The following is a 19,567-nucleotide window of genomic DNA, read 5'->3' on the forward strand; positions in this document are numbered from 1 at the left end:
GTATGGCGTTCTATATACAACTTATTGTGGTCGCCTGTCTGACCGGAATGACGTCGCTGCTGGCGCACCGTTCCGCCGCCGTTTTTCATGACGGTATCCGGCCCATTTTACCGCAGCTGATTGAGGGCTATATGAACCGCCGCGAGGCGGGGAGTATCGCCTTTGGCCTGAGCATTGGCTTTGTCGCGTCGGTTGGGATCTCGTTTACCCTGAAGACGGGGCTGCTCAATGCCTGGCTGCTATTTTTGCCGACGGATATTTTGGGTGTGCTGGCGGCTAACAGCATTCTGGCGTTTGGTATGGGGGCCGTGTGGGGCATCCTGATCCTGACCTGCCTGCTGCCGGTGAACCACCTGCTTACCGCGTTGCCTGTCGATGTGCTTGGTTCGTTAGGGGAACTGAGCTCACCGGTGGTGTCGGCGTTTGCGCTGTTTCCGCTGGTGGCGATTTTCTACCAGTTCGGCTGGAAAAGCGGGCTGGTTGCCGCCGTCATTGTGCTGATGACCCGCGTCGTGGTGGTGCGTTTCTTCCCGCACCTGAGCCCGGAGTCCATTGAGATCTTTGTCGGCATGGTGGTGCTGTTGGGCATTGCCATTACGCAGGATTTACGCCATCGCGGCCAGGGTGAAGATGGCGCCAGCGGTATGTCGGTGTTCGAGGAGCGAACCTCGCGCATTATTAAAAACCTACCGTATATCGCAATCGTAGGCGCGTTGATTGCCACCGTCGCCAGCATGAAAATTTTCGCCGGTAGCGAGGTCTCTATCTTTACGCTGGAAAAAGCCTATGCGGCGGGCGTTACGCCGGAACAATCGCAGTCGCTTATCCACCAGGCGGCGCTGGCTGAATTTATGCGCGGTTTGGGGTTTGTACCCATGATTGCGACGACCGCGCTGGCGACCGGCGTGTACGCGGTGGCGGGGTTTACTTTCGTTTATGCGGTAGGCTATCTGGTGCCAAACCCGTTGCTGGCGGCTGTACTTGGCGCGCTGGTGATTTCCGCAGAGGTTCTGCTGCTACGCTCTATCGGAAAATGGCTGGGGCGCTACCCGTCAGTGCGAAACGCCTCGGATAACATCCGTAACGCCATGAATATGCTGATGGAGCTGGCATTGCTGGTGGGCTCTATTTTCGCGGCGATCAAGATGGCAGGTTATACCGGTTTCTCCATTGCAGCGGCGCTGTATTTCTTCAACGAAGCGCTGGGACGTCCGGTACAAAAAATGGCAGCGCCAGTGGTGGCGGTGTTGATCACCGGCATCGTGCTGAACCTGCTGTACTGGCTTGGCTTATTTATTCCGGCATAAGGTTCAGATAACGCATGAAAACGTATCCGTTACAGAGCATGACGCTGGTGGAGGCGCAGCATAAGCAATTTGCGCTGGTGGACGCCATTTGTCGTCATTTCCCCGGCGCTGATTTTCTTGGCGGTGGCGACCTTGGGTTATCACCGGGTCGGAACCAACCCCGCACGACGCAGCGGGTGGAGGCTGTACTGGCCGAGGCTTTTCATGCCGGGGCGGCGGTTCTGGTTCAGGGCGCAGGGACCGGCGCGATTCGGGCCGCTCTGGCGGCGCTGGCTGGCCCGGGAGCGCGATTGCTGATTCATGATGCGCCCGTCTATCCGACGACGGCGGTTATCATTGAGCAGATGGGTCTGGCGCGGGTACGTGCCGATTTTAACGACCCGGCCTCGCTTGCCCGCGCCATCGCGGAGCAGCGTCCAAATTTCGCGCTGGTGCAACATACCCGCCAGCGCCCGGAGGACGGTTATCGGCTGGATACGGTGCTGGGAATGCTGCATACGGCGGGCATTCCCACTCTGACCGACGATAACTATGCGGTGATGAAGACGCCAGCCATCGGCTGCGAATATGGCGCCACGCTGTCTACCTTTTCCAGCTTTAAGCTGTTCGGCCCCGAGGGGGTTGGGGTGGTGGTGGGCAATGCGGAGGCTATTGCCCGCATTCGCGCGACGATGTATTCCGGTGGTAGCCAGATTCAGGGCGCGCAGGCGCTGGAGGTGCTGCGCGGGCTGGCGTTTGCGCCAGTTATGCATGCCGTGCAGGCGGGCGTGACGGAACGCTTGCAGGCCATGCTGAACAACGGTGCTGTTCCTGACGTGAAGCAGGCGGTGGTCGCTAACGCGCAGTCAAAGGTGCTGCTGGTGGAGTTTCATCGGCCGATTGCGCAGCAGGTGCTGGAACACGCGCAGCGCCTGGGGGCGCTGCCGTATCCGGTTGGGGCGGAATCAAAATATGAAATCCCGCCGCTCTTCTACCGGCTGTCTGGAACCTTTCGCGAAGCGAATCCTGGGATAGAACGCTACGCTATACGCATCAACCCCAACCGCAGCGGGGAAGAGACCGTGTTGCGTATTTTACAGCAAAGCTGCGCGGCCTCTGGCAATTAGTGGTGTGAAAACCAGTTCAGCTTCTCGCGTAGCGCCACGACGCGCCCGACGATGATAAGCGAGGGGCTGACGACCTGGCTTGCCAGTTTACTCAGGTCGGCCAGCGTCCCGTCGACCACGCGCTGCTGGACGGCGGTGCCGTTTTCGACCAGAGCGACAGGCATTTCTTTCGGCATACCGTGCTCAATCAGCTTCTGCTGGATAGTGGCGGCCTGGTTGAGTCCCATATAAAATACCAGCGTCTGTTTTTCTGCCGCCAGGTTATGCCAGTCCAGCTCTGCGCCGGTTTTCAGGTGCCCGGTGACCAGGCGCACGCTTTGGGCGTAATCGCGATGGGTCAGCGGAATTCCGGCGTACGCGGAGCAGCCCGAGGCGGCGGTAATACCCGGCACCACGGAGAACGGAATGCCTGCATTGCACAACGTTTCCAGCTCTTCACCGCCGCGGCCAAAAATAAACGGGTCGCCGCCTTTCAGACGCACCACCCGTTTTCCCTTTTGCGCTTCGCGCAGCAGGATCTGGTTGATCTCTTCTTGCGGTACGCAATGGTAGCCCGCGCGTTTGCCGACGAAAATGCGGTTGGCATCGCGACGCACCAGATTCATGATGTCATCGGAGACCAGGCGGTCGTAAACGACGATATCCGCTTGCTGGATCTGCTGCAGGCCCTTGAGTGTTAACAGCCCGGCATCACCAGGCCCGGCGCCGACCAACACCACTTCACCGCGATGCTCCAGCGGTTCGCCAAGCAGCGTTTCGGTCGTTTCCTCAACGGCTTTGTGGTCCTGGTTCGCCAGCGACTGCGCCAGTCTGTCGTTAACAAATAACTTTTCCCAGAAACGGCGACGCTCGCCGACGGTGGCAAACTGCCGTTTCACGCGGGCGCGCAATAATCCTGCGTAATGCGCTACCTGTCCGAGGTGTAGGGGGAGCAGAGATTCCAGCTTTTCCCGCAGCAGACGCGCCAGCACCGGCGATGTGCCGCCTGACGAGACGGCCACCATCAGCGGCGAGCGATCAATAATCGACGGCATAATGAAGCTTGCCTGCTTCGGAGCATCCACGACATTGCAGAAAATACGGCGAGATTCGGCGGCCGCGCTGACGCGCGCGTTGACGGTATCGCTGTCGGTGGCGGCGATCGCCAGCCAGCTGGCGTCCAGCAGCGCTTCATTAAACTCACCTTCGACCAGCGTCAGCATGTCGGCATCGGCCCAGACACGAAACTGCGGGGCGAAATCGAGGGCGTTAACCGTCAGCTTCGCGCCGGCGTCCAGCAGCAGACGCGCTTTCCGTTCGGCAACATCGCCGCCGCCAACCAGCAGACAGTCACGGCCGCGCAACTGGCAAAAGATGGGTAAATGATCCATAGGAATCTCGCAAAAGGAGTAAGGACCCGGCGACAGAGCGCCGCCGGGTTACGCTATCAGGCTTTCAATTGTACCTGACCGTCCTTCACGCGTGCTTCGAAATGTGCAACGGAATGGCTTTCATCTTCCATGCACAGGCCGTCACGCAGACGGAAACGCTGTTTTTTCAACGGGCTGGCGACCCACAGTTCACCATTGTGTTCCGCGATAAGGCCGCGGGAGAGCACGCTCGCGTCGAAAAATGGGTCAATGTTGCTGATCGCGAAGACCTGCTCATCATGACGTGGACGGAAAATCGCGACCTGCGCCTTGCCCAGCAGCGCACACACTCCGGTCGCTGGCAGAATATCGTCGATATTGCAGATGTTTACCCACTGGCTCATGCGTTTTCCTCCACCAGCGTGACCGGAATACGCTCGTACGGCGTGGCCGGACGGTGCTGCTCGCGTTCAGGCACTACCTGAGCGTTCGGATCGCGCTGGGTGCTGTTGATAAAGTGTTTGAAACGGCCCTGAGCGGCAGGGTTGTTGACGGTTTCGGTCCACTCGCAGGCAAAGGCCTCGCGCAGGCGCGCCAGCTCTTCTTCGAGATGCGCATTCAGGCCGAGCTTATCGTCGATGATGACGCTCTTCAGGTACGCGATGCCGCCTTCCATGTTATCCAGCCACGGCGCGGTACGGGTCAGCTTATCGGCGGTGCGGATGTAGAACATCATGAAGCGGTCGAGGTATTTGATAAGCGTCTCGCGATCAAGATCCGCCGCCAGCAGGTCGGCGTGGCGCGGTTTCATGCCGCCGTTGCCGCAAACATACAGGTTCCAGCCCTTTTCGGTGGCGATGATACCGACATCTTTGCCTTGGGCTTCCGCACATTCGCGGGTACAACCGGACACACCAAACTTCATTTTGTGCGGGGTGCGAATCCCTTTGTAGCGGTTTTCCAGCTCGACGCCGAAGCCGACGCTGTCGCCCACGCCGTAGCGGCACCAGGTGCTGCCGACGCAGGTTTTCGCCATGCGCAGCGCTTTGGCGTAAGCGTGACCGGTTTCGAAGCCCGCTTCAATCAGCTGACGCCAGATTTCCGGCAGGTCGTCTTTTTGCGCACCGAACAGGCCAATGCGCTGGGAGCCGGTGATTTTGGTGTACAGGTTGAATTCGCGGGCGATGCGCCCGACGGCCAGCAGCCCTTCCGGGGTAATCTCGCCGCCCGCAGAGCGTGGGATAACCGAGTAGGTGCCGTCCTTCTGGATATTCGCCAGGAAGTTGTCGTTGGTATCCTGCAGCGGCGTGTGCTGAGGCTTGAGTACATACTCGTTCCAGCAGGACGCCAGCAGCGAGCCGACGGTCGGTTTACACACTTCGCAGCCGTAGCCTTTGCCGTATTTCGCCAGCAGCTCGTCGAAGGATTTGATCCCCTCCACGCGAATCAGGTGATACAGCTCCTGGCGCGAGAAGGCAAAGTGTTCGCAGAGGTTGTTGTTAACTTCGATGCCCTGTTTGGCGAGCTCGGCGTTCAGCACCTGGGTTACCAGCGGGATACAACCGCCGCAGCCGGTACCCGCTTTGGTTGCCGCCTTCAGCGCGGCAACGGTATGGCAGCCTTTGTTGATGGCGGCGACAAGCGCGCCTTTGGTGACGTCGAAGCAGGAGCAAATCTGCGCGCTGTCCGGCAGTTTATCCACGCCGATAGCCGGTTTGCCATGGCTGGCGTGCGCCGGAAGGATCAGCGAATCCGGGTTTTCCGGCAGTTCGATGGCGTTCAGCACCAGCTGCAACAGGTTGCCGTAGTCGCTGGTATCGCCGACCAGCACCGCCCCGAGCAGCGTTTTATTGTCCTGGCTTACGATGAGGCGCTTGTAGACTTCTTTGCTTTCGTCGAGGTAGACGTAGCTGCGTGCGCCAGGCGTACTGCCATGGGCATCGCCGATACCGCCAACGTCCACGCCCAGCAGTTTGAGCTTGGCGCTCAGGTCGGCGCCTTCAAAGGTATTTTCCGTCCCGAGGATATGGTCAACAGCGACCTGCGCCATCTTGTAGCCAGGCGCTACCAGGCCGTACACGCGGCGGTTCCAGCTGGCGCATTCGCCGATTGCGTAGATATCCGGGTCGGAGGTCTGGCAGGTATCGTTAATCTCAATTCCGCCACGTTCAGCGACCGCCAGACCGCACTGGGTGGCCAGCTTGTCGCGCGGACGAATGCCGGTTGAGAACACGATAAAGTCGATTTCGAGGTGGCTGCCGTCGGCAAAGCGCATGGTTTTACGCGCGCTGTTGCCTTCCTGAACGATCTCTTTGGTATTTTTGTTGGTGTGAACCCGCACGCCCATGCTTTCAATTTTGCGCTTCAGCTGCTCGCCGCCCATCTGATCGAGCTGTTCCGCCATCAGCATTGGGGCGAATTCGATAACATGGGTTTCCACGCCGAGGTTTTTCAGCGCGCCAGCGGCCTCAAGGCCCAGCAGGCCGCCGCCGACGACGGCGCCGCGCTTGCTGCGGCGAGCGCAGGATTCGATGGCGTTCAGGTCTTCAATAGTGCGATAAACGAAGCAATCCTGTGTTTCCGCGCCCTTGATAGGCGGGATCCACGGGTAAGAGCCGGTCGCCATGATCAGCTTGTCGTAAAACACGGAACGACCCGCGCTGGAGTGGATCACTTTTTCCTGGCGGTTGATAGTGATCGCCCGCTCGCCAACCAGCACCTTGATGCCATGCTTCTCATAGAAGCCTTCGCGCACCAGCGACAGCTCTTCCGCTGTGTGGTGAGAGAAGTAGGAAGAGAGGTGGACGCGGTCGTAGGCGATACGCGGCTCTTCACAGAAAACGGTAATATCGAACTGGTCCGCCGACGCTTTATCAAGAAGATCCTCAATAAAGCGGTGGCCGACCATACCGTTACCGATAATAGCGAGTCTGACTTTGCTCATTTTTGCCTCGATTTCTTTTCTATTACCGCCTACCTTAACGATTCAGCTTTCCCGCTTATTGATGTAAATCAAATACGGCTTTGCCTACCACTTAATGAGTATGCAATTGATTTGTCAGGAAATTTATAAGTCACGGAATTCGCTGGCTTTTCACGCCTGCCGGATTTATGTACAAAAAGCAGGGTTTTTGACGTAAAAAACAGGCAGAGCGTTCAACGTGCAGTACGGGGAGATGAGGATGAGCACCGCACCGTTATGGTTGATTGAGAGCGGACGCTTTCGGTCGATTACTCCGATGGGAGAACTTCGACATGAGAGTTTAGAGGTACTCAGCCCCTTTACCGACAGCAAAGGGGCGTAAGCGTGAGGCTTAGTGCGCTGACGCCGCAGCGTTATGCTGACGGTGACGGGTGACGAAGCCGAGTGCAAAGCACATGACGAACACCACCGCATACAGGCTGTTTGCCGTCACCAGCGCGGCCTGCGGGCCGCTGTGCGCCACGATAGGACCGGTAACCACGAAAGTCAGCATGGTGCCGATGGTGCCGCAGGTCAGCACAAAGTTAACCAGTTTCGGTGAGGCAACTTTGGTCTGCAGAGATCCCAGCGTGATGATCGAGGTGTAGATAGCGCTGGAGAAAAAGCCCAGCGTCAGGATGAACCACGGCATGTTTTCCGGGCTGGCATGGATGAACAGATACATCAGCACCGCCGCCATGCCCGCCAGAACGGTCAGGATGCGCTGCAGATCGAAGAAGCGCAGGATGAAGCTGAACGCCCACATGCCGAACATATACGACATCCAGAAATTGCTGACCAGCTTACCGGCGTCGTTCAGGCTCATGCCGAGACCTTTCGCATATTCCGGCACCCAGGAGATAAAGCCCAGCTGGCCGAGGATGTAGCAGAGCGCGGCGATAGACAGGAACAGTACGCCGATACCCCATTTTTCTTTCACTACCGGCTGGTCGGCGTCCTGCTTCGCCTGTTTGCCCAGTACCGGGAACTCGCAGCCCAGGGTCAGCACAAAAATCGCGACGTAAACCAGACCGATGCAGGCGTAGACCCAGTACCACTCAATGGTGCGGGCCAGCAGCCAGGCCGCTAACATCGGGAAAATCATCCCGGCCATGCTGAAGAAGGAATCGGTAAACAGCAGGCGCGCCCCGCGCTGACGACCTTCATACATGTGGGTAATCAGGAAGGTACCAATCGACATCGTGATCCCGCTGACCAGGCCCAGAACAAACATAGACAGCGAGAACAGCGTCAGGCTCTGGCCAAACATTAACCCCAGCACCGCCAGCACCATCAGCAGAAAGCCAAAGCGCAGCTGCGTTTTCAGCGGCACGATCTCCATCAGCCAGGCGTTAAGGAAAATAGAGATAAGTATCCCGGCGTTGAGGAAGGTAAAGGTGTTGCTCATACTGGACACGGGCAGATGGAAATAATCGGCGATATTCCCCATTACCATCCCGGTAACAATCACTAACGCGCCGGTAAGGGCGTAGGAGAAAAAGCTGATCCATGTGAGCTTGATACGATTGCTGTTAGTCATGACTGGCCTGTGAATAGAAACGTAAAGCGCATTGACAATGCGCTGGGTGGGCAGATTTTATTCATTATAGTGATGGTGGCAAAGGTTTATTCTGTAATTCATGAAAAAACTAATTCACTAAGGTGATGCTTGTCACATTTGTGTATTCGCGACAGCCCGGCCCCGATCGTTACAACTATGTCTAATGCGTAAAATTAAGTAAAAGGCTGGCCTGCCAGTCGATCGCCTTTTAGAATCAAGCCACTTGCTTTTTCTACTGCCCCCGTTAAGGAATTTACATGCTCAAATCTACGCTCGCTGCCGTGGCGGCTGTTTTTGCAATCTCGGCGATTTCTCCCGCTGCGTTGGCCGCGAAAGGTGACCCGCACGTGCTGCTGACAACCTCTGCGGGCAATATTGAGCTGGAGTTGAACAGCCAGAAAGCGCCAGTATCTGTAGAAAACTTCCTGAAGTATGTGAACAGCGGTTTCTATAACAACACCACGTTCCACCGCGTGATCCCGGGCTTTATGGTTCAGGGCGGCGGCTTTACCGAGCAGATGCAGCAAAAGCAGCCTAACCCGCCAATCAAAAACGAAGCGGATAACGGATTGCGTAATACCCGCGGCACCATCTCGATGGCGCGTACCGCGGATAAAGACAGCGCGACCAGTCAGTTCTTTATCAACGTTGCCGATAACGCTTTCCTCGATCACGGCCAGCGTGATTTCGGTTATGCGGTATTTGGTAAGGTTGTAAAAGGGATGGACGTTGCGGATAAAATTTCCCAGGTTCCGACCCACGATGTTGGTCCGTACCAGAATGTGCCGTCCAGGCCAGTTGTTATCCTGTCTGCAAAACTTCTGCCGTAATCGCTTTCTGCGCGGGTCATCCGCCCGCGCATTTTCAGCCTTCCTGCGTAACCTGAAATTGCTGCTTATACTTGTGGCAAAAGGGGAAGCGTCAGGGAGGTTCAGATGAAAAAACTCACCGATAAGCAAAAGACCCAGCTCTGGGAACGCACCCGTAATGCCAATTTTCAGGCCAGCCGTCGCCTTGAAGGGGTCGATATCGCCAGGGTCCTGTTGACCGACGAACAGGCGCGTGAACGTCTTGAGGCGCTCAGGAGGCACTATGAGCGATAAATACGGCGACGATCGCGATCCTTACCTGTATCCCGGCCTTAACGTGATGCGTAACCGCCTGGGTATCCACCAGACACGCAAGCTTGAACAGGCTGCCTGGGAGTTTACGGCGCTACGGGCGGCGACGCTGGCATTGGGCCCGCAGGTACGCGGGCTCCCGTGGCTTTGCGCCATCCATCATGCGCTGTACCAGGACATTTTCGACTGGGCGGGAAAATACCGCGAAGTCGATATCTATCAGGGCGATACCCGCTTCTGTCACTTTGCCTGGATAGAGAAAGAGGGGAATGCGCTGATGCGCGCGCTGGAAGAGGAGGCATACCTTTCCGGTCTGGATAAAACGGCGTTTGTGGCGCGGCTGGCGCATTACTACTGCGAGATTAACGTCCTGCACCCGTTTCGAATCGGCAGTGGACTTGCGCAGAGGGTCTTCTTCGAGCAGCTTGCCATTCACGCAGGCTACCTGCTCGACTGGCAGGGGATAGCGCCGGAGGCGTGGAGTCAGGCAAATCAGAATGGGGCGATGGGCGACCTGGCGCTCTTAACGGAATTGTTCACTAAAGTGGTGAGCGAAGCGCAGGATTCTGAGTAAAATAGCGCGGTTTGCTGTCACCGGAGCCGCCATGATCCTGCTTATCGATAACTATGATTCGTTTACCTGGAACCTCTACCAGTATTTTTGTGAACTGGGGGCGGAGGTGCTGGTACGGCGTAACGATGAGTTAACGCTTGCGGAGATAGTCCGCCTTTCGCCTGAGAAAATCGTCATTTCGCCGGGGCCCTGTACGCCGGATGAGTCCGGCATTTCCCTTGAGGTCATCCGTCACTATGCCGGTAAAACGCCGGTTCTTGGCGTCTGTCTTGGTCATCAGGCGATAGCGCAGGTCTTCGGCGCGACTATCGTGCGGGCGGCGAAGGTCATGCACGGGAAAACCTCACCGGTCAGTCATCGCGGCGAGGGCGTTTTTCGCGGGCTGAATAACCCGCTGACGGTGACGCGCTACCATTCGCTGGTGATAGACCCGGCGACGCTTCCGGACTGTTTTGAGGTCACCGCCTGGAGCGATAGCGGTGAGATCATGGGGATCCGCCACCGCGAGTGGGATCTCGAAGGCGTACAGTTTCATCCGGAGAGCATCCTGAGCGAGCAAGGGCACGCCCTGCTGGCAAACTTTCTGAATCGTTGAATTCTGGTTGCCATTAAGTGATTTTTTATGCATATTTTGTGATTATATTCTCATAATCACAGCGGCATAAGAGGACCGACATGGCAACCGTTCAACCCGCAATTACACGCGCGACCTTCGATGAAGTGATCCTCCCTATCTATGCCCCGGCGGAATTTATTCCGGTTAAAGGCCAGGGAAGCCGTGTGTGGGATCAGCAGGGCAAGGAGTATATTGATTTCGCGGGCGGCATTGCCGTGACGGCGTTGGGGCACTGCCATCCGGCACTGGTGGACGCGCTCAAGCGCCAGGGGGAAACCCTGTGGCATACCAGTAACGTGTTTACTAACGAGCCTGCGCTGCGATTAGGTCGCAAGCTGATTGACGCGACCTTTGCCGAGCGCGTGGTGTTTATGAACTCCGGGACAGAGGCCAACGAAACCGCCTTTAAGCTGGCGCGCTACTATGCTTCAACCCGCCACAGCCCGTATAAAACCAAAATTATCGCCTTCCATAACGCCTTCCACGGGCGTTCGCTGTTTACCGTCTCCGTCGGCGGGCAGCCGAAATACTCCGATGGTTTTGGCCCCAAACCGGCCGATATTATCCACGTGCCGTTTAACGATCTGCACGCGGTTGCCGCAGTGATGGATGACCATACTTGCGCGGTGGTGGTCGAGCCGATTCAGGGCGAAGGCGGCGTGACGGCGGCGACGCCGGAGTTTTTACAGGGTTTGCGTGCACTGTGCGATAAGCACCAGGCGCTGCTGGTGTTTGATGAAGTGCAGTCCGGCATGGGGCGTACGGGGTCGCTGTTCGCCTACATGCACTACGGCGTGACGCCGGATATCCTGACCACCGCAAAGGCGCTGGGCGGCGGCTTCCCGGTCAGCGCGATGCTGACCACGCAGGATATCGCCAGCGCCTTCCACGTGGGATCGCACGGTTCCACCTATGGCGGCAACCCGCTGGCCAGCGCGGTCGCCGGGGCGGCGTTCGACATTATCAATACGCCTGAGGTATTGAACGGCGTGAGCGCAAAACGCGAGCAGTTCGTCAGTCATTTACAGCAGATAGATGCGCAGTTTGACGTTTTCAGTGAGATTCGCGGGATGGGGCTGCTGATTGGCGCTGAGTTAAAACCGCAGTACAAAGGGCGCGCGCGCGAGTTTCTGCACGCAGGCGCGCAGGCGGGGGTGATGGTGCTTAACGCCGGGCCGGACGTGATGCGCTTTGCGCCGTCGCTGGTGGTGGAACGCGCGGACATCGACGAAGGGATGGCGCGCTTCGCCCGTGCGGTCAGCGCGGTGGTTAGTGCTCGCTAAGCCGGGTGCGCAGCCAGATCCCATGTCGCGGGCGCTGGCGCCAGGCCACCGACGAAATCGTGTGCATGGTGCTGAGATGACCAAGCACGCGCTGTAGATGCTGCTCCATGGTGCTTAATGGGCCGTGGGACAGTATCTCAGGCGATTCCATGATGTTTGCATCATTACTGCCGCCAGGCTCGTCATACTCAAGGCGCTGCTGGCAGCGCTGCAGGGCGATTTCACACGACTGCAGATAGCGCTGCGCCAGACCCGGCGTCAGCATATTATGTTCGCGCGCCAGCGTGGTCATGGCGTTGATATGCTCGACGATAAACTGGCTGTGGGTGACCCACAGTTTCATATCCGCCAGATAGCGCGAATTGAAGGCGGGTTCCTGCATGGCCTGGTTGAGCGAGTTAAACAGCGCGTTGTGAACCTGGTTTACCCGCATACGCTGGTAGGCGAGCGTCGGCGCCTGCGGGTCATCGCTCAGGATCAGGCGAATGGCGTTTTGGTCGGCCTCCAGCGCGTCGTGGGCGTTTTTACGCAGCAGACCGCTCTGCCACTGCGGCCATAGCCAGACCATCCCGCCAAGCGCAATCAGGCAGCCGATGACCGTATCGATAAAGCGGGCGACGATGAACTGCTCGCCGTTGAGGGTCAGCAGTTGTAGCGTGTACACCGCAGTGACGGTAAAACCGACCATCGCCCAACCGTAGTTTTTACGAATCGTCAGGTAGCTGATGAGCGTAATGAGCAGCATCGCCGCCAGGGTATACCCTTCCGGTACGTGAAAGTGCAGTGCGCCGGCGGCGATAACCAGCCCGGCAAGTGTGCCTGCCGCCCGGTGAAATATTCTGACCCGGGTCGCGCCATAGCCGTTTTGCGTCACGAACAGCACGGTCATCATTATCCAGTACGGCTTCGGCAGATGCAGCGCGACCCCCATCAGGCTGGCAGTACTCAGCATCACGCTGATGCGCGCGGCGTTGCGCAGGGCGGGGGATTTCAGCGACAGATAGCTTCTGAGCGCCGGGATAAGCGGTAGACGGCGCTCTTTATCCGCCATCAGATTGCGTGGGTACAGCGGCCGCTGAAGACGTAAAACGCGCGCGATACGGCTGAAATGCCAGGCGCAGAACTGCCCGACCGGGTTATCCGGATGCTGGCGGGCGATTTTGTCCAGCGCGCCTATCTGTTTTTCCATCGAAAAGCGCCGCGGAAAGCGGTGGTAGAGAATGTCGTCGGCCATCACCCGCAGGCGCGCGGCGACCGTCTGCGCGTTCCAGCGAATCACCGCTTCGGCGTGGCTGCGTTCGACCAGTTTCTGCACCTCTTCCGGTAAATGTAGGCTGACGGAGATATGCTCCTGCAGGTCCATCGCCATCTGAAAGGCGCGAAGCAGGCGTTTATAGTCGCTGTTCTTGTTGGCCGCGAGCATATGCAACTGCTGGTAGCACTGGGTTATCAGGTCCACCGCCTTTTGCTGGCGGTTCAGCAGCGGCGGCAGCGCGGTAGACGGGTCAGTGTGCTGGGTCAGCAGGCTGTATTTGGCTTCGCAGTAGTCGGCAAGCTGACGGTAGAGCAGGCAGAGTGATTCCCGTAGCGGCTGCTCGCGCCACAGGGTGAACCAGAACCAGTTAAACAACCCGTACCAGAGGGTGCCGCAGGCGTAGATCAACAGCGGTTCCCACACCGGCATATTGCCGGCAAGGCTGAGCGTAAAAACCGCGGCAATGAGCGAGGCCGGGAGCAGGCGCGCATGCAGCGAGCTGAGTTCGGCGGTAACGCCGAGCATCATGGCAAGCCCGGTGAGGATCAGCGGTAAAGGAATGTCCTGTGCCAGCAGCAGTTGTACTGCCAGACTGCTGCCTGCAAACAGTGAAGCGCCGACAATCAGGCGCTTAAAGAAGCGCTTATGGGGCGTATCGAGGCCAGCGACGTTACAACAAGCGGGTACTAAGGAGAACAGCAGACCGTAGTTCAGGTAGCCCAACGCAAGACCGACGGCAACAGGCAGGCAGAGCACCAGCGTCTGTCGCAATGCGTAGTTAACTTCGGGGTGGTAAATCAGTCGGCGCCACATGAGAATAAAGACAAAAACGGCGTGTTGCGGGGGCAATACGCCGTAGAGTGGACTTAGCGGGTACCGTAAACCACGATGGTTTTACCGTGAGCGGAGATCAGGTTCTGATCTTCGAGCATTTTCAGGATACGACCCACCGTTTCACGAGAACAACCCACGATTTGACCAATTTCCTGACGGGTGATTTTGATCTGCATCCCGTCCGGGTGCGTCATGGCATCCGGCTGTTTCGCCAGGTTCAGCAGGGTTTGCGCGATACGACCGGTGACATCCAGGAAAGCAAGGTTGCCGACTTTTTCAGAAGTCACCTGCAGGCGACGAGCCATCTGAGAAGAGAGGCGCATCAGGATATCCGGGTTAACCTGGATCAGCTGACGGAATTTTTTGTATGAGATTTCAGCCACTTCACATGCTGTTTTAGCACGTACCCAGGCACTACGCTCTTGACCTTCTTCAAACAGGCCTAATTCACCGATGAAATCGCCCTGGTTCAGGTAAGAGAGGATCATCTCTTTCCCTTCTTCATCCTTGATGAGTACTGCAACGGAGCCTTTCACGATGTAATACAGCGTTTCTGCTTTTTCACCCTGGTGAATCAGCGTGCTCTTCGATGGGTACTTATGAATGTGGCAATGAGACAAGAACCATTCAAGAGTCGGGTCTGTTTGCGGTTTGCCAAGCACCATGCGCGGTTATCCTCTGTTATAAGCTTTCTCCAGCGGCAGCAATGGGATTGCCACTGGCTTTGCAATCGTATCCTTCCCTGTACCTGGGAAGTCGGCTGTCGGATTTTGATGCAGCCTGTAATTGAGATGTCCTCTGCATACATGCAGTACTTCAATGTATTACCGTAGCATCCCGACTGTTTTAGCATAGCTTTCACCGCATGTCTCCTGGTGTCTCGCTTCAGCATGACGCAGGTCGCCTTCCGTTGCGAGAAATGTTATGTGCGCGTAATCTGTCAGAAAAAATGCAACCAGGAGTTAACGAACATGCAAGCGCGAGTGAAGTGGGTTGAAGGTTTAACCTTTCTGGGTGAGTCAGCGTCCGGCCACCAGATTTTGATGGACGGCAACTCCGGTGATAAAGCGCCAAGCCCGATGGAAGTTGTGCTGATGGCGGCGGGCGGCTGCAGCGCCATCGACGTGGTGTCGATTCTGCAAAAAGGGCGTCAGGACGTGACCGACTGCGAAGTGAAGCTGACCTCGGAGCGCCGCGAGGAAGCGCCGCGCTTGTTTACCCATATCAACCTGCACTTTATCGTGACCGGCAAAGCGCTTAAAGATGCGGCCGTATCGCGCGCGGTGGATCTTTCGGCAGAAAAATACTGCTCAGTGGCCTTGATGCTGGAGAAAGCGGTGAATATCACGCACTCGTATGAAGTGATTGAGGCGTAAAAACCAGGCCCGGTAGCGCTGTGGACTGCGCAACCGGGCAAGCATATTAAGCGATCCGCTTGCCTTCCATCAGCCGCTGTACCAGCGGCGTCATGATAAGCTCCATTGCCAACCCCATTTTGCCGCCCGGTACCACCAGCGTATTCATATGTGAAATGAATGAGCCCTGCAGCATGGCCAGCAGCCACGGGAAATCGATGTCTTGCAGATTGCGAAAATGAATCACCACGAAGCTCTCGTCCAGCGAAGGGATGCCTTTGGCGGCGAACGGGTTAGAGGTATCGACCGTCGGTACGCGCTGGAAGTTGATGTGCGTACGTGAAAACTGCGGCGTGATAAAGTTGATGTAGTCTTCCATCGAACGGACGACCGAATCCATCACCGCCTCGCGGGAGTGGCCGCGTTCGCTGGTATCGCGAATCAGTTTTTGAATCCACTCCAGGTTGACGATGGGCACCACGCCGACCAGCAGGTCCACATGGCGCGCCACGTCGTGCTGCGGCGTAACCACTCCGCCATGCAACCCTTCGTAGAACAGTACGTCGGTGGGTTCCGGCAGCGGCTGCCAGGGCGTAAAGGTGCCCGGCACCTGATCCCAGGGGACCGCTTCATCGTAGGTGTGCAGGTATTTGCGCGACTGACCCGTGCCCGTTTGCCCGTAAGCGGCAAAGGTTTGCTCCAGCAGGCCGAAATCATTGGCGTCCGGGCCGAAGTAGCTGATATGGCGGCCTAAATCACGCGCTTTGCGGATGGCCATGTCCATCTCCGGGCGGGTATAGCGGTGGAAGCTATCGCCTTCCACTTCCGCCGCGCGGAGGTTCAGTTGGGAAAAGATCTTACGAAAGGCAAGGCTGGTAGTGGTCGTTCCTGCACCGCTGGAGCCGGTTACGGCGATCACCGGATGTTTGGCTGACATGTCGAACTGCTCCCTGAATAAGCAATTGTTTTAGTATAGTCAGCCGCGAAACTGAGTGCGGGGCATAATATTGACCGTCTCGTGCAGTTCGGACCACACCAGCACGGCTTCCCCGCGTTGTAGCTGTTGTTTGACGTCGGCGACCTTGTCTTCAAGCGTTCGTTCATGTTCACCATAATCGGTGCCTTCGCGCAAGACAAAGCTTTCGATCAGGTTGTCCAGCGTCTGCGGATCGAGTTCCTGCCAGGGGATTATCATACCGTGGCTCCTAACCAGCGCGTCAGCCAGTCCGGAATCCGTTGTTCCAGCCACATCTGCGGACGTCGCAAGGTGCCGCCGACAAAGCCTACGTGACCACCATGTTCCGTCAGCTGGTACTGAATATTCGCCGGCAGCTCTTCCTGAGCGGGAATAGAGTGATGATCCATAAACGGATCATCCTTCGCGTGGATAATCAATGTCGGGTGGGTAATCTGGCTCAGCACCGGCATTGCGCTGCACTGACGATAGTAGTCTATCGCATCGGCAAAGCCGTGGATTTTCGCGGTGATAAGATCGTCGAAGTCGCGGATGCGGCGTACGCTCTTGAGCTGTTTAAGATCGACGGGCAGCGTGCCGGGATACGCCTTGAGCTTGCGCGAGGCGTTCGCTTTGAGCAGATTCAGCAGGTAGCGTTGATAGACCCGCGAAAACCCTTTATCCATGTGGTAGCTGCAGGCCTCAAGCATAAACGGCGCGGAGACGATAACCGCGGCATCCAGCGGCGCGCTGGCGCCCTCTTTGGCCAGCAGGCAGGCGAGCATATTGCCCCCCAGCGAATAGCCGACGACCGCCGTCGGCACCGTGCCGAACTCGCGGCGCAGCCAGTGTAAGAACCAGGTGCCGTCTTCCGTTTCGCCGGAATGGTAAATTCGCTGGTTGCGGTTGGGTTCGCCGCTGCAGCCGCGAAAATGCATCACCACGCCGAGCCAGCCGCGCTGTTTGGCGGCATGAATCAGACCGTGGGCGTAGGGGCTGTATAAGCTGCCTTCGAGACCGTGGAACACCACCAGCCGTGGTTTGTGTTTCGCCTGCTGCGGGTCTTCACTCCAGGCGAGGTCGACAAAGTCGCCGTCGGGAAGGTCAAGCCGCTGCCAGTGCGGAGTGAATTTTAACCGACGGCGGATCAGACGCGGGATCATCGTTTGCAGGTGGCGGTTACGCACGCCCCGCATTGGGATGAAATCGGCGCTTTCTTCGGGCGACAGTTCGAAATCTACTGGGGTAATTTGAGCCATAACGGTGCGATGTTATCAATATTCTGCGTTTTACTATACCGCCAGACAGATTTCGTGTTTATGAATTTGAGCCAGAATTAACTTTCCTGCATCATTTGCTCAAGCTGCTCCTGCGCCTCCAGCCAGGCCATTTCGCACTCTTCCAGCCCGGATTTCGCGCTGGCCTGCTGCTGTAAGCACTCTGCCAGTTCCCCTTTGCGATCAACGTCATACAACCCGCTGTCCCCCAGTTTATCTTCCGCTTTCGCCAGCTGCGCGTGCAGCTTTTCCATCTCTTTTTCCAGACGGGTAATCTCTTTACGCAGCGGCTGCGTCTGGGTGCGGAGCTCCGCTTCGCGGCGCTTCTGGTCTTTACGCGCCTGGGCGCTGTTGGCGTTTTCTTTTGGCGCTTCATCAGGCTGACTTTCCTGCTTTTGCAGGTCGCTCAGCCACTGCTGGTAGTCCTCCAGGTCGCCATCGAACGGCTCAACCTTGCCATCATGGACCAGGTAGAGATCGTCGGTGGTGGAGCGCAGCAGGTGACGGTCGTGCGAGACGACGACCAGTGCGCCTTCGAAATCGATCAGCGCTTCGGTCAACGCCTGGCGCATATCAAGATCGAGGTGGTTGGTGGGTTCGTCGAGTAACAGCAGGTTTGGCCGCTGCCAGACGATCAGCGCCAGTACCAGGCGCGCCTTTTCACCACCGGAGAAACGTTCGGTGTTCTCTGTGACCTTATCGCCCTGAAAACCGAAGCCGCCGAGGTAGTCGCGCAGCTTCTGTTCCAGCTCCTGCGGCGCCAGGCGCGCCAGGTGCTGGAGCGGGGACTCATCGGCGCGCAGATATTCGAGCTGATGCTGGGCGAAATAGCCAAGCTTGATGCCCTTTGCAAGGCCAATCTCGCCGTGCATGGGTTGCAGCTCACCGGCCAGCAGCTTGATAAGGGTGGACTTACCGGCGCCGTTACGCCCAAGCAGACCGATGCGCGAACCCGGCACCAGGTTGAGCTTAATGGAGTCCAGAATGGTGCGTTCACCGTAACCGGCGCTGACTTTCTCCATCTTCAATAGCGGGTTCGGCAAGCTTTCCGGTGCGCGGAAGCTGAAATGGAACGGGTTATCGACGTGCGCCGGGGCGATCATCTCCATGCGTTCCAGCATTTTGATGCGGCTCTGGGCCTGTTTGGCCTTCGAGGCTTTCGCCTTAAAGCGGTCGATAAAGCTTTGCAGATGCGCCACTTTTTGCTGCTGGCTTTCGTACATCGACTGCTGCTGGGCAAGGCGGGTTGCGCGCTGAATTTCAAACGACGAATAGTTGCCGGTGTACTCGAACAGGGTTTGTTGTTCTATATGAATAATTTTGCCCACCACCGGGTCGAGGAAATCACGGTCGTGGGAGATAAGGATCAGCGTGCCCTGATAGCTCTTCAGCCATTTCTCCAGCCAGATGACGGCGTCGAGATCGAGGTGGTTGGTCGGTTCATCGAGCAGCAGGAGGTCGGAGCGGCAAATCAGCGCCTGAGCGAGGTTGAGGCGCATACGCCAGCCGCCGGAAAAGTCGCTGACCGGGCGCTCCAGTTGTTCGTTGCTAAAGCCCAGACCGTGCAGCAGGCTGGAGGCGCGTGAGCGGATAGTCCAGGCGTCAATAGCGTCGAGTTTGCCGTGGACGGTGGCAATGGCGTGGCCGTCGTTGCGCGTATTGGCCGCATTCAGTTCGGTTTCTAACTGCCGATATTCACGATCGCCGTCAATGACGTACTCCAGCGCTGGCTGCGCCAGCGCCGGGGTTTCCTGGTTAACCCAGGCCAACTGCCAGTTGCCGGGAAATGTAAAGCTTCCGGCATCAGCGGCTATCTCGTTTTTCAGTAGCGACAGGAGCGTGGATTTCCCACAGCCGTTTTTGCCCACCAGGCCAACTTTTTGACCCGGGTTAATGGTGGCAGTGGCGTTATCCAGCAGGACGCGCACGCCGCGACGAATTTGTAACGAGGAGAAAACAATCATAAGGCGCCGTATGTTCAGACTATGTTAAATTGTCATTATGATAATGTA

Annotated in this window: 18 protein-coding genes; 8 read left to right on the forward strand and 10 right to left on the reverse strand. The window is 57.4% G+C overall.

All coding sequences use genetic code 11. The features are described from left to right. Positions 1-2 precede the first annotated feature (2 nt). The gene (locus JO226_RS16650; protein WP_293606876.1) at positions 3-1,307 is read left to right on the forward strand and encodes a YhfT family protein; all 1,305 of its coding nucleotides are present in this window, start codon (positions 3-5) and stop codon (positions 1,305-1,307) included. Positions 1,308-1,321: 14 nt separating this feature from the next. Then, positions 1,322-2,413, forward strand: coding sequence for an aminotransferase class V-fold PLP-dependent enzyme (locus tag JO226_RS16655; RefSeq protein WP_293606877.1), 1,092 nt, complete (start codon positions 1,322-1,324; stop codon positions 2,411-2,413). Here the strand turns inward: JO226_RS16655 and cysG are convergent. The 4 genes from cysG to tsgA form a co-directional block, all read right to left on the reverse strand. Continuing rightward, entirely contained in the window at positions 2,410-3,783 is a 1,374-nt protein-coding gene (cysG, locus tag JO226_RS16660; RefSeq protein WP_293606878.1) for a siroheme synthase CysG, read from the reverse strand. The genes JO226_RS16655 and cysG overlap by 4 nt on opposite strands. Positions 3,784-3,839: 56 nt before the next feature. After that, on the reverse strand, positions 3,840-4,166 hold the full coding sequence (gene nirD, locus JO226_RS16665) for a nitrite reductase small subunit NirD (RefSeq protein WP_293606879.1): 327 nt from the start codon (positions 4,164-4,166) through the stop codon (positions 3,840-3,842). After that, positions 4,163-6,706 carry a nitrite reductase large subunit NirB gene (nirB, locus tag JO226_RS16670; RefSeq protein ID WP_293606880.1) on the reverse strand — a complete coding sequence of 848 codons (2,544 nt, stop codon included), beginning with the start codon at positions 6,704-6,706 and terminating at the stop codon, positions 4,163-4,165. Before nirB ends, nirD begins: the two co-directional genes overlap by 4 nt. 370 nt (positions 6,707-7,076) lie before the next feature. Next, the gene (gene tsgA, locus JO226_RS16675; RefSeq protein ID WP_293606881.1) at positions 7,077-8,264 is read right to left on the reverse strand and encodes an MFS transporter TsgA; all 1,188 of its coding nucleotides are present in this window, start codon (positions 8,262-8,264) and stop codon (positions 7,077-7,079) included. A gap of 278 nt (positions 8,265-8,542) precedes the next feature. Here tsgA and ppiA point away from each other — a divergent pair, with 278 nt between their 5' ends. The 5 genes from ppiA to JO226_RS16700 all read left to right on the forward strand — a co-directional run bounded on the left by ppiA (position 8,543) and on the right by JO226_RS16700 (position 11,879). Further along, a complete protein-coding gene (gene ppiA, locus JO226_RS16680) occupies positions 8,543-9,115 on the forward strand; it encodes a peptidylprolyl isomerase A (protein ID WP_293606882.1) in 573 nt (190 codons plus the stop codon). 105 nt (positions 9,116-9,220) lie between these two features. Beyond that, complete coding sequence (locus JO226_RS16685; protein WP_293606883.1) at positions 9,221-9,388, forward strand: YhfG family protein; 168 nt, start codon at positions 9,221-9,223, stop codon at positions 9,386-9,388. Then, positions 9,378-9,980, forward strand: coding sequence for a putative adenosine monophosphate-protein transferase Fic (locus JO226_RS16690; RefSeq protein ID WP_293606884.1), 603 nt, complete (start codon positions 9,378-9,380; stop codon positions 9,978-9,980). The genes JO226_RS16685 and JO226_RS16690 overlap by 11 nt, the downstream gene beginning before the upstream one ends. A 31-nt stretch (positions 9,981-10,011) precedes the next feature. Next, on the forward strand, positions 10,012-10,575 hold the full coding sequence (pabA, locus tag JO226_RS16695; RefSeq protein ID WP_293606885.1) for an aminodeoxychorismate synthase component 2: 564 nt from the start codon (positions 10,012-10,014) through the stop codon (positions 10,573-10,575). An 80-nt stretch (positions 10,576-10,655) separates the two neighbouring features. Then, the gene (locus tag JO226_RS16700; protein WP_293606886.1) at positions 10,656-11,879 is read left to right on the forward strand and encodes an aspartate aminotransferase family protein; all 1,224 of its coding nucleotides are present in this window, start codon (positions 10,656-10,658) and stop codon (positions 11,877-11,879) included. On the opposite strand, the gene JO226_RS16705 is transcribed toward JO226_RS16700, so the two are convergent. Together JO226_RS16705 and crp are read right to left on the reverse strand one after the other, a co-directional pair. Then, a complete protein-coding gene (locus JO226_RS16705) occupies positions 11,866-13,947 on the reverse strand; it encodes a YccS/YhfK family putative transporter (protein ID WP_293606887.1) in 2,082 nt (693 codons plus the stop codon). The two genes, JO226_RS16700 and JO226_RS16705, sit on opposite strands and share 14 nt — an antisense overlap. Before the next feature lie 53 nt (positions 13,948-14,000). Then, positions 14,001-14,633: a cAMP-activated global transcriptional regulator CRP gene (crp, locus tag JO226_RS16710; RefSeq protein ID WP_000242758.1), complete on the reverse strand. Its 633-nt coding sequence runs from the start codon at positions 14,631-14,633 to the stop codon at positions 14,001-14,003. A 306-nt stretch (positions 14,634-14,939) separates the two neighbouring features. Here crp and JO226_RS16715 point away from each other — a divergent pair, with 306 nt between their 5' ends. Beyond that, a complete protein-coding gene (locus JO226_RS16715; RefSeq protein ID WP_293606888.1) occupies positions 14,940-15,344 on the forward strand; it encodes an OsmC family protein in 405 nt (134 codons plus the stop codon). Between the two features lie 46 nt (positions 15,345-15,390). On the opposite strand, the gene JO226_RS16720 is transcribed toward JO226_RS16715, so the two are convergent. The 4 genes from JO226_RS16720 to JO226_RS16735 all read right to left on the reverse strand — a co-directional run bounded on the left by JO226_RS16720 (position 15,391) and on the right by JO226_RS16735 (position 19,519). Further along, positions 15,391-16,260: a phosphoribulokinase gene (locus tag JO226_RS16720; RefSeq protein WP_293606889.1), complete on the reverse strand. Its 870-nt coding sequence runs from the start codon at positions 16,258-16,260 to the stop codon at positions 15,391-15,393. Between the two features lie 39 nt (positions 16,261-16,299). Then, positions 16,300-16,518: a YheU family protein gene (locus JO226_RS16725; protein WP_013364428.1), complete on the reverse strand. Its 219-nt coding sequence runs from the start codon at positions 16,516-16,518 to the stop codon at positions 16,300-16,302. Next, positions 16,515-17,537 carry a hydrolase gene (locus JO226_RS16730; protein WP_293606890.1) on the reverse strand — a complete coding sequence of 341 codons (1,023 nt, stop codon included), beginning with the start codon at positions 17,535-17,537 and terminating at the stop codon, positions 16,515-16,517. The genes JO226_RS16725 and JO226_RS16730 overlap by 4 nt, the downstream gene beginning before the upstream one ends. Before the next feature lie 77 nt (positions 17,538-17,614). Continuing rightward, positions 17,615-19,519: an ABC transporter ATP-binding protein gene (locus JO226_RS16735; RefSeq protein WP_293606891.1), complete on the reverse strand. Its 1,905-nt coding sequence runs from the start codon at positions 19,517-19,519 to the stop codon at positions 17,615-17,617. Between the last annotated feature and the right edge of the window lie 48 nt (positions 19,520-19,567).

This window comes from Pluralibacter sp., from assembly GCF_019237635.1.
Classification (GTDB): Bacteria; Pseudomonadota; Gammaproteobacteria; order Enterobacterales; family Enterobacteriaceae; genus Enterobacter_B.

Coding starts and splice junctions, on each gene's coding strand:
- JO226_RS16705 (WP_293606887.1), bottom strand. CDS start 13,947: ATGTGGCGCCGACTGATTTACCACCCCGAAGTTAACTACGCATTGCGA.
- nirB (WP_293606880.1), bottom strand. CDS start 6,706: ATGAGCAAAGTCAGACTCGCTATTATCGGTAACGGTATGGTCGGCCAC.
- tsgA (WP_293606881.1), bottom strand. CDS start 8,264: ATGACTAACAGCAATCGTATCAAGCTCACATGGATCAGCTTTTTCTCC.
- JO226_RS16730 (WP_293606890.1), bottom strand. CDS start 17,537: ATGGCTCAAATTACCCCAGTAGATTTCGAACTGTCGCCCGAAGAAAGC.
- pabA (WP_293606885.1), top strand. CDS start 10,012: ATGATCCTGCTTATCGATAACTATGATTCGTTTACCTGGAACCTCTAC.
- crp (WP_000242758.1), bottom strand. CDS start 14,633: ATGGTGCTTGGCAAACCGCAAACAGACCCGACTCTTGAATGGTTCTTG.
- JO226_RS16650 (WP_293606876.1), top strand. CDS start 3: ATGGCGTTCTATATACAACTTATTGTGGTCGCCTGTCTGACCGGAATG.
- JO226_RS16700 (WP_293606886.1), top strand. CDS start 10,656: ATGGCAACCGTTCAACCCGCAATTACACGCGCGACCTTCGATGAAGTG.
- JO226_RS16725 (WP_013364428.1), bottom strand. CDS start 16,518: ATGATAATCCCCTGGCAGGAACTCGATCCGCAGACGCTGGACAACCTG.
- JO226_RS16735 (WP_293606891.1), bottom strand. CDS start 19,519: ATGATTGTTTTCTCCTCGTTACAAATTCGTCGCGGCGTGCGCGTCCTG.
- ppiA (WP_293606882.1), top strand. CDS start 8,543: ATGCTCAAATCTACGCTCGCTGCCGTGGCGGCTGTTTTTGCAATCTCG.
- JO226_RS16685 (WP_293606883.1), top strand. CDS start 9,221: ATGAAAAAACTCACCGATAAGCAAAAGACCCAGCTCTGGGAACGCACC.
- JO226_RS16655 (WP_293606877.1), top strand. CDS start 1,322: ATGAAAACGTATCCGTTACAGAGCATGACGCTGGTGGAGGCGCAGCAT.
- nirD (WP_293606879.1), bottom strand. CDS start 4,166: ATGAGCCAGTGGGTAAACATCTGCAATATCGACGATATTCTGCCAGCG.
- JO226_RS16715 (WP_293606888.1), top strand. CDS start 14,940: ATGCAAGCGCGAGTGAAGTGGGTTGAAGGTTTAACCTTTCTGGGTGAG.
- JO226_RS16720 (WP_293606889.1), bottom strand. CDS start 16,260: ATGTCAGCCAAACATCCGGTGATCGCCGTAACCGGCTCCAGCGGTGCA.
- JO226_RS16690 (WP_293606884.1), top strand. CDS start 9,378: ATGAGCGATAAATACGGCGACGATCGCGATCCTTACCTGTATCCCGGC.
- cysG (WP_293606878.1), bottom strand. CDS start 3,783: ATGGATCATTTACCCATCTTTTGCCAGTTGCGCGGCCGTGACTGTCTG.